The sequence below is a fragment of the Arthrobacter sp. N199823 genome, assembly GCF_002929705.1.
GTDB lineage: Bacteria > Actinomycetota > Actinomycetes > Actinomycetales > Micrococcaceae > Specibacter.
The window spans coordinates 429302-441774 of record NZ_PJIN01000002.1 but is presented as its reverse complement, the minus strand read 5'-3'; the positions used below and the strand labels follow the sequence as shown (position 1 = coordinate 441774).

Below are 12473 nucleotides of genomic sequence, written 5' to 3'. Positions count from 1 at the left end.
GTACCACCCCCTCATGTAAGTTACTCGTCAGTAGCTTAACTTGTTAGCTACGTCACACTTAGCTAACAACAGTGAGGAACTGCTTATGTCTCGCAGCACGACAGGCCCGCCATTGCACAGGTCCACCAGAAAACATTACGTAGCCCACGCAATTCTTGGCCTCTTGATCATCGGGCTGATCCTGTTCTTCGCCCTAACAACCACCAAAATTGCCAGTGGAGCCTCACAGCTGCACGATGGCACCAAGCTCACTGCTGCCGGGGCCAACAAGCTCCAGGACGGGGCCACCGACTTGGACGAGGGTGCTGCGGCACTATCCAAGGGTGCGGCCACCGCCGCAAAAGGTGCCTCAGATGCCAGCGCAGGGGCCAATAAACTTTCCGGCGGAGCAACGACGCTCAAGCAGGGAATTGCAGACAAGCTGGCCCCCGGACTAGTCAGCGCCAACGACGGCGCCTCGGCATTGTCCACCGGAGCCGCAAAAACTGCCACTGACGTACGCAACAAGCTGGCCCCCGGCGTCTATGCCGTGGATGACGGTGCCGACCAGCTGACCTCTGGCGGCTCCCAACTGAGCACCGGTGCAACAACCATTGCAGACGGTGTCAAGAATCAGCTAGCTCCGGGAGTCTTCGCCGCCAATACTGGCGCTCAGGCGCTCTTTGCCGGCTCCAAGGAACTGCAGGCAGGCGCGGCAACCTTGGCCGACGGAGTCAAGACCCAGTTGGCCCCGGGCATTGGGGCCGTGGACAAGGGAGCGGGCGAACTCTCAGCCGGCGCCGCCAAGCTCAACACTGGAGCGAATCAGCTCAGCAACGGTGCGGCCACCGCCGCCACCGGTGCAGCAGCCCTCGGCGCAGGAGCAACCAAGGTCGACGCCGGCGCCCAGCAGCTCAGCACCGGCGCCAAGGGCTTGGAAGCCGGGGCAGCGCAGCTCTCGGCAGCACTCACCGCATCGGCCAGCGGTAACGAACCACAAAATCTGGCCGACGGTGCGAACCAACTGGCAGCCGGAGCAACCCAACTGGCTGGTCACGGATCCGCCAACGGGACGCCTGCCGAGGGTCTCGCCGCACTTCAGGAGGGCCTGACCAAGCTTCGCGAAACCGCCGAAACCACACCTGTCATTCCTCTGGGTCTGATTCTGGATCAGCTGAAGCAGTTGGAGGCCGGCGGTATTCAGGCCGCTCAGGGCAGTGCCGCTTTGGCTACCGGAGCCCAACAGCTTAAGGGTGGCTTTGGCGTGCTGGATCAAAAGATCAACAGCACCGATCCTGCGAGCCCCGGTCTGGTTGCCGGCGCTGCGCAAATGTCAGCTGGTGCCCAGCAGCTCGCCAGCGGGACCGCGCAAATCTCTGCCGGGCTCAACGGCGTCCCCAATGATCCGGCCCAGCCCGGACTTGTCGCAGGCAACCAGCAGATCGCTGACGGTGCGTTGGCACTTTCCAAGGGAAGCAAGCAACTCTCGGATGGCACCTCGGCATTGCACACTGGCACCCAGCAACTGATGGTGGGCGTCAATGGGAAACCGAACGATCCCTCCCAGCCAGGACTACTCAATGGTGCGCAAGCCCTTGCCGCCGGCGCCACCGCGTTGTCAACTGGCACGGGCAAGCTAACCGATGGCACCGGGCAAATCGCGGCCGGACTGAAGGGCACCACGGAAAAACCAGGTCTCATCGGGGGCACTGCTGCGCTGGCCAATGGTAGTTCAACGTTGTTCGCCGGCACGCAGAAGCTCTCTGCCGGAACTCAGCAGCTGGTCTATGGCATGGACGGTACTCCCGGAGATCCCGAGAAGCCGGGTCTGCTGTACGCGGCTAACAATCTTGAGTCCGGTTCGCAGAAACTCGCTGCCGGAACGCAGGCGCTCAGTGAAGGTGTCTCCGGGACCCCTGACATCCCCGGGTCCGGCTTGCTGGCCGGCAGTAAGACGCTGGCCGATGGCGCCGAAAAACTCGCCGCTGGGAACGCGGCGTTGGCTGATGGAAACTCCAAGATCGCTGATGGCTCTGTGAAGCTAGCCGACGGAGCCAGTCTCATGGCGGACGGCGCCGGGAAACTGGCAGTGGGTAATACGCAAGTAGCCGACGGCACCTCGGAGCTGTACACCGGCGTTTCCGCCGTCACCCCTGCAGGAGCTGCCATCAACCCCATTCCGCTGTTGGCAATCCTTGGAGTGATCCTCGTGGCAATCGCCATGACCATCATGTTCCGCCGGCGGGGTGCCCTACGTAAAGAATGATGGGGCACGTTAGTGCGTAAAAAGCCGCTGCTCCTTCCTACCTCCGCATCTACGGAGTAGGAAGGAGCAGCGGCTTTTTAGCGTCCTGCTCCTATTCGGGAAGCGTCAGCTGAATAGGGCGTTTTTCGGTTCGTTCTTCTTCACGAACTGCCAACCGAACCAAAGGATGATGGCAAACACCGGGATGGCGCACAGCGTCCACAGGCCCAGCAAGTAGACGCTGCCGTCGGCTGCCGTCATGGTGTCGAAGCCGATGAGCACGGTGATGGCCAGCAGAGCGATCAGGCCGATCCAGCTGGTCCACGGTGAGCCCGGCATGGGCAGCGAAGAGACGTTGCCCTTCTTGCGACGCAGCATGATCTGGCACGCAAAGATCGAGGCCCACGTGAAGATCACACCAATCGAGGCGGTGTTCAGGGCAAGGTCAAACGCGTGAGAACCACCCAGCCAAATGTTGGCCAGCACTCCCACCACGTAGACGCCGGCAATGCTCAGAATGGCGGCATACGGGACATGGTGCGAGGACATCTTTGTCAGCCAGGCCGGGGCGTGGCCGTTGTTGGCCATGGTGCGGAAGATGCGCCCAATCGAATACAGCCCGGAATTACACGAGGACAGCGCGGCGGTGATGACCACAAAGTTCATCACCGAGCCAACCCAATCCAGACCCATCGTGGCGAACACTGTGACGAACGGGCTTTCGCCGGACTTGTACTGATCCGAGGGCATGATCATGGCGAGCAAGGTGACCGAGCCGACGTAAAACACCACAATGCGCAGTACGACGGCGCGAATCGCCTTGGGTACTTCGCGTTCGGGATTCTTCATCTCACCGGCGGTAATGCCGACCAGTTCGATGGCGTTGTAAGCGAAGATCACGGCGTTTAGCACCAGGATCATGACCAGACCACCCTTGGGGAACATGCCTCCCTCGGCGCTGAACAAGTTACTGACGGTGGCATGCGATGCACCCACTTGGGTATTCATGATGACCATGGCGGTACCAACCACCAGGAAGATCACAATGGCCCCGACCTTCAAGCAGGACGCCCAGAATTCAAATTCACCGAACGCCTTGACGCTCAGCAAGTTCACGGCCACGAGCAACGCCAATGCACACAGAGCGCTTATTGCCGTCGGCACACCGGGGAAGAAATATTGGAAGTACAGGCCAATGGCAATCAGTTCAGCCACACCTGTCATGGCCCAGTTGATGAAGTACATCCAACCGGAAAGGTACGCACCTTTTTTACCGAACAACTCACCGGCGTAGGACACGAAGGACCCGGACGTTTGCCTATACATGATGAGTTCACCCAGTGCCCGCATGAGCAGGTACGCGATAACTCCGGCGATGGCGTAGGAGAAGATCAGTGCCGGCCCAGTTGAGGCAAGGCGCCCACCAGCACCCATGAAGAGCCCGACGCCGATGGCCCCACCCATGGCGATCATTGTCACGTGCCGCCGGGACAGAGTCTTTTGGTAACCCTCAGCGGTGATGTCTCCGGCCACGGGTGCCGTGGAAGCTGTGTCCGTAATGTCTTGTGACACGCAAAATCCTTAAGTCGAGGTTCACCCGCATTCAAGAAGCCAAATATTCGTGATTTGTCACAAATATGGTCCTAAAGGGCTTCACAAGCGTACTACAACAAAATATGCGGGTGATGCCGCTCACATGCTTTCGGCGCACCTTCTGTCTGGGATAGCAGAACATGAGGTGTGGCCGGGTCAGATTCAGCTAGTTTTGGCGGCACATATTTCTTTGGACATTCGCCAAGAAAGTATTAGTGGGACCGGGAGTCCCGGAAAAGCAGCGCCGCCTGCACGCGGTTCTCCAGCCCCAGCTTGGCCAGAATCCGCGAAACGTGAGTCTTGACGGTCCCCTCACTCACAAAGAGGTGCTGGGCAATCCCGTCATTACTCATCCCCTGGGCCACCGCGTCCAGCACCTCCGCCTCACGCGCCGTCAGCAGTTCCAGCCGCTCCACAGCAACCTTAGATTTCGCCGCCGCAGCCCGCTCCCGAGTCCGCTCAATAAGCCGCCTCGTCACGGTCGGCGCCAGCATGCCCTCCCCCGCAGCAACTGCCCGAATGGCATGAAATAGCCGGTCCGGGTCCGTGTCTTTGAGGAGGAACCCAGCGGCACCGGCCTCCAGTGCGGCAAAAACATAATCGTCCAGATCGAAAGTGGTCAACACCAGTACTTGCGGCGGCTGGGGCAGGGCGCGCAGTTGCGCTGTGGCGCCAATGCCATCCCCGCCGGGCATTTGCACATCCATAAGGACGACGTCGGAGAGTTGCGTTTGCGCGCACCTCACCGCTTGCGGGCCGTTGGCAGCCTCGCCCACCACCTCCATATCGGGGCGGGAATTGACCATTTTGACCAATGCGGCACGGACCAGTTGCTCGTCGTCGGCCACAATGACACGGATCTTCTCCATCACGCGGGTGCATCTTCCTGGTCGTCGTGGTGGATTTGCTGCCGTTGGACGGGGATGCGTGCCATGAGGCGGAAGCCTGATGTAGTTGGCCCGTAATCCAGGCTGCCGCCCAGCAACTGAATACGTTCTGCCAGCCCGATCAAGCCCAGGCCGGCGCCAAGGGCCGGTTCACTCTGAGCGCCGGGCCCATTAGATACCGAGATGAGTAGTTCGGTATTTTCCGATTCCTCCCTGTGTAGCACCAGGCTCACTGCTGCCTGCGTCTCCGGTGCATGGCGGGCCACATTCGTAATGCCTTCCTGAACTACCCGGAAGGCCGCCCGGCTGACGGTGTCCGGCAGGACTGCGGCCAGTTCTGGATTGGGCGCATACTCCACCGAAACCCCGGCTTCACGCCATTCCGCCAGCAACCCGGGAATCTGAGCTATCCCCGAGGGAGCAGTTCGGTTCTGGCTGCCGGCATCCGTTCTCCCCGTTTCCACATTTTTCACCGGCGTCCACTCGGCAGTTCGTGTGGTTCCGTCTTCATGGAGAACTCCGAGCACATCACGTAATTCGCCGAGGGCGGCATGCGCGGTTTCGCGGATCAGGCGGGCCGAGCTAGCCGTTTCCGCGTCCGGGGCGGCCACCTGCAACGCCGCGGCCTGGACTGCGACGAGCGACATCCGGTGGGCCAGGGTATCGTGCATCTCGCGGGCAATCCGGTGGCGTTCGGCGAGCTGAGCACCCTCGACCTGAGCCAGATGTTCGGCCGCAACTCGATCCGCACGTTCCTTCAAGGAGACGATCTGATTCTGACGCAGCCTGGCCCGTTGGCCCCGGTAGGCGCCCCAAGCAGCAATTGCCGCGAGGACTACCACGCCCGTCAATGCGACGTCCCACCCCAAGGCCTCCATGCCAACGAGCGCTTCGGCACCAACCCACAGGACAATAACGCCGGCCACCCACCAGTCCAAGCGGCGTTTGGCCAGCAGGAAGAGCGCTATGAAGAACGCGAATCCGCTGAATGAGATGGCACCCAAAACGACGGCCGCTGCAGCCACTGATTTGGGGAAGCGGTGACGCCAAATCAGCGCAACGGCACCCAGTGGGGCAAGCAGCGGCGCGAGAGCAAAACGCGCCCATTCAAGGCCAGCAGTCTCGGGCGCGGGAACGGTTCCATCCTCCATGCCCAACCCGATGGCCACGATTGACAACAAGATGTCTGCAAAAGCAATGACAACCACAAGTAAGACGGTGCGCCACGGGCTTCTTGAGTGAGTATCTTCTATGTTCATACTTCGAGCCTAATTTTCCCCATGGTGCCAGCACATCTAACTAAAGTTGTCATCTCCCCGAACCTCGGCGGAAGGCCGCAGCACCCCGTCGCAGAGGGGTGCCGGGGTGCTGCTATTTGCGGTCCCGGGACTTCCACCAACGCCGCAGCCGCAACCAGAAACTGACGGCCGCCAGCACCACCGCGATTACGATGAAAATCTGGGCCAGGAGGAGGGGCCCATCGGCCACGAAAATGACCCGGGCAACCACACCAAACACAGCCGCCGCGGCGAAGACCCATCCGGCGTAGGCCTTAGGCGGCGGATTCTTGATCCGACGCTGAGCGGACTCGTTCATCGCCTGAGCCATGCCGCGCCCAAAGGCGCGCTGCCCTCTCACGCCAGGTTCCGGCGTCGAACATTAACAAGAGCAGCGCCGTCGCGAACGACGACGCTGCCACTATGTACCGAACCGTGTGTCACCTTAGCGGCGAACCACCGGGTTGGAGAGGCGGCCAATGCCTTCGATTTCGATGTCGTAGCGATCGCCGGCCTGGACCAGGTCTACCCCGGCAGGTGTGCCGGTCATGATGACGTCGCCCGGGAGTAGCGTGAAGGCGTGGGAGACGAGCGAGACGAGTTCGCGGACGCTGCGGACCATTTGGTTGGAGTTGCCGTCCTGGCGGAGTTCGCCGTTGAGCCAGCCCTTGATGTCGACGTCATCGGGGTCCAGATCGGTTTCGATCCACGGGCCCAGGGGTGCTGCGGTGTCGAAGCCCTTGGCGCGGGCCCACTGGCCGTCGCCAGCCTGAACATCGCGGGCGGTCAAGTCATTGCCGCAGGTGTAGCCGAAGATGACCTCGTCCACGCGCTCTTCCGGAACATCCTTGCAGATGCGGCCAATGACCACACACAGCTCGGCTTCGTAGGAAACTTCTTCGGAGAATTCGGGCAGGACGATGGGCTCGTTCGGGCCAATCACGGAGGTGTTGGGCTTGAGGAACAGCAACGGGCTCTCAGGCACCTCGTTGCCGAGCTCGCGGGCGTGATCGGCAAAGTTGCGACCAACGCCGATGACTTTGCTACGCGGGATAATCGGGGCCACCAGGCGCACATCTATCAGCGGGTGCTTAACGGCGGTTCGTTCGACGCCATTAAAGAAGGGATCGCCCTTAATGACAGTGACAATTTCACTGCCGGACTCCCCTTCCACAATGCCGTACATGGGGTCATTATCAACAACAAATCGGGCTATACGCATGTGGTTTAGTGTATCGGCAAAGTGCGTGGGCGGTAGCTGAGTCCAGCCCGCACCCACACCCCGTTGAACTTACTCCCAGAGTCATCTGTCAGGATCAAACGATGGATTCATTGGAAACAAACATCATGCCCATCCTGGCGATTGTGGTGGCAATCGCAGCCGCACTCGTGCTGACGTTCCTGTTGAGGTTCGCCGCTAACCAGGCTTTCCGCAAGATTCCTGACTTCCAACAACGCTCAAAGTTGGCCAAGGCTCCCGTCTTCGTAGTCCTGCTGTCCATAGGGCTACGGATCGCGCTGGGTGCGACAGCCACCGGCTACCCTTGGTTTGAGCCAGTGAACTTTGCCCTCATGGTCGGCTTAATTGCTGCCCTGTGCTGGCTGATGCTGGCGGCGCTTGTGGTGGCAGAACGGCTGGTGCTACGCCACTTCACGAGACGTGTCACCGATAGCAAACGCCGCCGCCGGCTCACCACCCAAATCAGTCTTGGCCGCCGCGTCATCAGCGCACTGGTGATCACGCTCGCAGTTGCCGGATTGCTGCTGACCATTCCCGAGGTCAGGGCGCTGGGTACGGGAATTCTGGCCTCCGCCGGGCTGATCTCAATCGTTGCCGGTCTAGCCGTGCAAAGCTCGCTCTCCAACGTCTTCGCCGGCGTTCAACTGGCCTTTACGGACGCTCTCCGTATTGACGATGTGGTTGTGGTGGAGGGCCTGTGGGGTCGAGTAGAGGAAATCACCATGACCTATGTGGTGGTGCGTGTTTGGGACGAGCGGATGCTGATTCTGCCATCCACCTACTTCACTACTACGCCGTTTGAAAACTGGACGCGGAACAGTCCCAAAATCATGGGTAGCGTGGAGTTCGACGTCGATTGGCAGGCTCCCGTTGCCCAGCTCCGGCAGCATCTGGCGGAGCTCCTTGCCGAAACACCATTGTGGGACGGACGCACCGGAAAGCTCGAAGTAACCGACGCTACCAACGGCGAAATCCGGCTCCGGATCGTCGTCAGTGCCAACGACAGCGGCGATCTCTGGGACTTGCGCTGCCTCATCCGAGAGTCCATGCTCGAGCAAATCCAGAGCCTGCACACCCAATCGATCCCGCGTCAGCGGTGGGAACAGGGCCCAATCAATGACGTGAGCGCCACACGAAACCGGCCGACCCCCAGCATCGAGCTGGTGTAGGCACCTGGGTGCACAGCAGAGGCGAGGCTGTGCACCCAGGTGAGGGGTCCGCCGTCGTCCGCTGAGAAAAAAATGAGCCCGAGTGCGCTTTCTGACACCGGGATACCGGTCTCAGAAAGCGTACTCGGGCTCAGATTTCGAGCAGCAGTAGCCGGGAAGGCTACGCCAGGCGAGTCAGCCAGCCGTGGAGGTCCTCGACAGCGCCTGTCTGGATGCCGAGCAGCTGCTCGCGGATGGCGGCAGTGACCTCGCCAATGCCCTGAGCCGGCGAGGCAATGGAGCCCTCAGCGGTCTTGAGCTCACCGATGGGGGTGATGACGGCAGCGGTGCCACAGGCGAACACTTCGGTGATGTCACCCGAGGCCACGCCGTCACGCCACTCGTCGATGGTGATTTTACGTTCCTGTACGGCCATCCCGCGGTCAACAGCCAGCTGCAGTACGGAGGAACGGGTGATGCCGTGGAGAATGTGGCCATTGAGTTCCGGCGTGACCAGCGTGCCATCCTTGAACACGAAGAACACGTTCATCCCGCCAAGTTCTTCCACAGCGTTGTCATTGAACGGATCCAGGAACAACACCTGCTTGCAGCCGTTGGCCTCTGCTTCCATCTGAGCGATCAGCGATGCGGCGTAGTTACCACCACACTTCGCCTCGCCCGTGCCACCGGCGCCGGCGCGGGCGTAGGTGGTGGTCAGCCAGATTGAAACGGGCTTCAGTTCCCCACCAAAGTAGTTGCCGGCCGGTGAGGCAATGACACGGTAGGACACCTCGCGGGCCGGGCGCACACCCAAGAACGCCTCCGTGGCGATCATGAACGGACGCAGGTACAGCGCCTCTCCATCGCCCGACGGAACCCATTGCTGATCCACCGATACCAGTTGGCGCAGTGATTCCAGAAACGTCTCCGGGGGCAGTTCCGGCAGAGCCAGACGGCGGGCCGAGGTGTTCAGGCGGGCGGCATTCGCTTCAGCGCGGAACGTCCAGACCGAACCATCGGCGTGCCGGTAGGCCTTCATGCCCTCGAAAATTTCCTGGCCGTAGTGCAGCACAGCGGCGGCCGGATCCATCATGATGGGGCCGTACGGCTCAATGCGAGCGTTTTGCCAGCCACCCTCGCCCTGCGCATCAACCTTGAAGTCCACCACGGCAGTGTGATCCGTAAAGTAGTCGCCAAACCCGGGGTTAGCCAAAATGGCCTCACGGTCTGCGCTGCTCTTCGGGTTCTCGTTGAGCTGCTGGGAAAAGCTCAGCTCACTGGCGTTCTGGGTCATGCTTCCTCCACAAAGTTGTGACCGCCCCTGCCAATGCCGGCGCGGGGTGTTGATGCTGTTCAGCGCACCATGCATGAGCGCTGCAAACCCTTCGGTTAGTGTGCACTCACTCTAATAGTTAAGCCTACTCCTGCCTACCACCGTTCCCGGGCCAGACGCGATTGTGCACCCTACAGGCTCCTGCCATGTACGACGCCGTTAGAGAGCCGCCGCGATGGCGTCACCAATCGCGCTGGTTGTGCGCGGTGAAGATGCGTCGCGGTTAGCCACATCCGCTGCAACAGCGGCCTCGATCTTGGCCGCTGCGCCATGGTGATCCAAGTGGTGCAGCAACAGTGCCGCTGACAGGATGGCTGCCGTGGGGTCAGCCTTTTGCTGACCAGCAATGTCCGGGGCCGATCCGTGGACCGGCTCAAACATGGAGGGCGCGGTACGGTCCATGTTGATGTTGCCGGAGGCGGCTAGGCCGATGCCGCCGGTGACAGCCGCGGCCAGGTCGGTGACGATATCGCCAAACAGGTTGTCAGTGACAATGACGTCAAAGCGAGCGGGATCAGTGACCAGGAAGATCATGGCCGCATCCACGTGCAGGTAATCAACGGCTACCTCCGGGAAATCCTTGGCTACGGCTTCAACCGTCCGCTTCCACAAGTGACCGGCATAGACCAGCACGTTGTGCTTGTGGACGTACGTCAGCTTCTTGCGAGGACGCTCATTGGCGCGGCGGAAACCGTCGCGCACCACCCGCTCCACGCCGAAGGCCGTGTTGACAGAAACTTCTGTTGCGACTTCGTGCGGTGTGCCCTTGCGGAGCACGCCGCCATTACCAACGTAAGGACCTTCGGTGCCTTCGCGGACCACAATGAAATCAATGGTGCCGGGGTCAGCCAAAGGTGAGGCCACGCCGTCGTACAAGAAGGAAGGGCGCAGGTTCACATAGTGATCCAGGCTGAAGCGCAGCTTCAAGAGCATTTCACGTTCAATCAAGCCAGAGGGGATGGAGGTGTCCCCGGGAGCCCCGCCGACGGCACCGAAGAGGATGGCGTCGTGGCCGCGAAGGGCCTCAATGGTGGATTCAGGCAGCGTCTCACCCGTAGCCAGCCAGTGCTCGGCGCCAAGCGAGTAGTCCGTCAGCTTGAGCTCCACGCCCTCTGCTGCGCTAACCTTCTTCAGGACCTTGACGGCCTCTGCTGTTACCTCGGGGCCGATGCCGTCGCCGGCAATTACGGCAATGTCCATGCCAGCTGTTTCAATCGTTGCGCTCATAGATTCAGCCTAGCCAAACCATCCACATGATGGGCAACTCATCTTACATAATGAGATCAGACCTCGGCGGACACTGTCTTGATGGAGGCATAGTCCGCCAGTGCATTCCGACGGCTCTGCTGCAGGTCCACCAGAGGTTCGGGGTATTGCTCAGTGGCAAGCTCCGGGACCCACGCCGTGACGTAACGGCCCACGGGATCAAATTTCTTGGCCTGAGTCACCGGGTTGAAAATCCGGAAATACGGTGCGGCATCGGCACCCGAACCGGCCACCCACTGCCAATTTGCCGGGTTGGACGCCGCATCGGCATCCACCAGCGTGTCCCAGAACCACTGCTCCCCCAGCCGCCAATCGAAGCCAAGGTTCTTAATCAAGAAACTGGCTGCGACCATCCGCACACGGTTGTGCATGGTCCCGGTATGCCACAATTCGCGCTGCCCGGCATCCACGAGCGGAATCCCGGTCCTGCCGTGCTGCCACGCCGAGAGCTGCTCCGGCGCCAGCTCATCGTCCTCAGCGGATCGCCACGGGAACGTATCAAACTGCGAGCGCAGATTCACTGTTGCCAGATCCGGGTGGTGGAACAGCTGGTGCCAGCAGAATTCTCGCCATCCCAACTCGGAGGCAAAAACGCTGGGGCCAGGTGATCCCGCACCTACTCCCCCAGCTGTTGCAGTACCGCCACTGCGGGTTTCTGCGAGCGCTGCCCAAACCTGGAAGGGGCTGATCTGGCCCCACCGTAGATACGGAGAAAGACGGCTGGTGCCATGCTGATCCGGGCGGTCCCGGGCATCCGAGTAGTCACCCACTGGACCTTGAAGGAAATCTGTCAGCAGTTCCTGAGCCGCCGCTGCCGTGGGCCGCCAGGTGTCACGCAGTCCGCCGGCCCAATCTGGCGAGGTGGGCAGCAGAGCCCAGCTCTCCAGCTCCTCAGTCATGAGGGAAGTCTCTGGTGAGAATTCCCCGGTGAGGCCCCGTCCGGCGTCGGGCTTCCCCAGCGGTGCCCGAAAATCATGGGCCGAAACGGTGCGCCAGAACGGCGTGAAGACTTGATAGGGGTTCCCGGCGCCGGTGGTCACCGTCCACGGTTCGTGCAACAGGCTGGCCTGAAAACTCTCGGCGTGCAGCCCCGTCTCCTGCGCCCACTCCTTGAGCGCACCATCCACGGCACGCTCGGGACCTCCATAGCGGCGGTTCCAATAGATGGAAGTGGCCCCCAGAGAGGTGAGCAGCTCCTGCGTCACTTTGATTCCCGGGCCGCGGCGCAGCAGCAACGGAATGCCCAAGGCGTTCAACTCGCTGCGCAGATCCTTGAGGGCGTGATGCAACCACCACTTCGCAGCCCCTCCCAGTGGCCGGATTCCGTCCGAGACCTCATCAAGGACATACAGTGCCACGGCGCCACCATCGGCTGCTGCCGCAAGCAATGCCGGGTTGTCGGCAACGCGCAAGTCATCACGGAACCAGACGACTGAGACATTCATAGTTGGCCTTTCGGGCACGAGATGGTGAGGTGAGTGGAAGTTTGTCGAACGGTTTTTAGT

Annotated in this window: 10 protein-coding genes; 2 read left to right on the top strand and 8 right to left on the bottom strand. The window is 61.1% G+C overall.

Annotated features, from left to right (window positions below):
- Nucleotides 1-85: 85 nt before the first annotated feature.
- Entirely contained in the window at nucleotides 86-2245 is a 2160-nt protein-coding gene (locus CXQ93_RS05875) for a hypothetical protein (protein WP_104109517.1), read from the top strand.
- A 105-nt stretch (nucleotides 2246-2350) separates the two neighbouring features.
- Here the strand turns inward: CXQ93_RS05875 and CXQ93_RS05870 are convergent, their stop codons facing one another.
- The 5 genes from CXQ93_RS05870 to CXQ93_RS05850 all read right to left on the bottom strand — a co-directional run bounded on the left by CXQ93_RS05870 (nucleotide 2351) and on the right by CXQ93_RS05850 (nucleotide 7203).
- The gene (locus tag CXQ93_RS05870; RefSeq protein ID WP_062287402.1) at nucleotides 2351-3796 is read right to left on the bottom strand and encodes an amino acid permease; all 1446 of its coding nucleotides are present in this window, start codon (nucleotides 3794-3796) and stop codon (nucleotides 2351-2353) included.
- A gap of 233 nt (nucleotides 3797-4029) precedes the next feature.
- Nucleotides 4030-4686, bottom strand: a complete 657-nt coding sequence (locus tag CXQ93_RS05865; RefSeq protein ID WP_104109516.1) for a response regulator transcription factor — start codon at nucleotides 4684-4686, stop codon at nucleotides 4030-4032.
- The gene (locus CXQ93_RS05860; RefSeq protein WP_104109515.1) at nucleotides 4686-5963 is read right to left on the bottom strand and encodes a sensor histidine kinase; all 1278 of its coding nucleotides are present in this window, start codon (nucleotides 5961-5963) and stop codon (nucleotides 4686-4688) included. Before CXQ93_RS05860 ends, CXQ93_RS05865 begins: the two co-directional genes overlap by 1 nt.
- 112 nt (nucleotides 5964-6075) lie before the next feature.
- A complete protein-coding gene (locus CXQ93_RS05855; RefSeq protein WP_146073171.1) occupies nucleotides 6076-6300 on the bottom strand; it encodes a hypothetical protein in 225 nt (74 codons plus the stop codon).
- A gap of 126 nt (nucleotides 6301-6426) precedes the next feature.
- A complete protein-coding gene (locus CXQ93_RS05850) occupies nucleotides 6427-7203 on the bottom strand; it encodes a fumarylacetoacetate hydrolase family protein (protein WP_104109753.1) in 777 nt (258 codons plus the stop codon).
- A 101-nt stretch (nucleotides 7204-7304) separates the two neighbouring features.
- On the opposite strand from CXQ93_RS05850, the gene CXQ93_RS05845 reads away from it, so the two are divergent.
- Nucleotides 7305-8390, top strand: a complete 1086-nt coding sequence (locus CXQ93_RS05845) for a mechanosensitive ion channel family protein (RefSeq protein ID WP_104109513.1) — start codon at nucleotides 7305-7307, stop codon at nucleotides 8388-8390.
- A gap of 160 nt (nucleotides 8391-8550) precedes the next feature.
- Here CXQ93_RS05845 and CXQ93_RS05840 read toward each other — a convergent pair whose 3' ends face one another.
- The 3 genes from CXQ93_RS05840 to CXQ93_RS05830 form a co-directional block, all read right to left on the bottom strand.
- On the bottom strand, nucleotides 8551-9663 hold the full coding sequence (locus CXQ93_RS05840) for a branched-chain amino acid aminotransferase (RefSeq protein WP_062287389.1): 1113 nt from the start codon (nucleotides 9661-9663) through the stop codon (nucleotides 8551-8553).
- Nucleotides 9664-9861: 198 nt separating this feature from the next.
- The gene (locus CXQ93_RS05835; protein ID WP_181036064.1) at nucleotides 9862-10929 is read right to left on the bottom strand and encodes a 3-isopropylmalate dehydrogenase; all 1068 of its coding nucleotides are present in this window, start codon (nucleotides 10927-10929) and stop codon (nucleotides 9862-9864) included.
- A gap of 56 nt (nucleotides 10930-10985) precedes the next feature.
- The gene (locus CXQ93_RS05830) at nucleotides 10986-12413 is read right to left on the bottom strand and encodes a deoxyribodipyrimidine photo-lyase (protein WP_104109512.1); all 1428 of its coding nucleotides are present in this window, start codon (nucleotides 12411-12413) and stop codon (nucleotides 10986-10988) included.
- Between the last annotated feature and the right edge of the window lie 60 nt (nucleotides 12414-12473).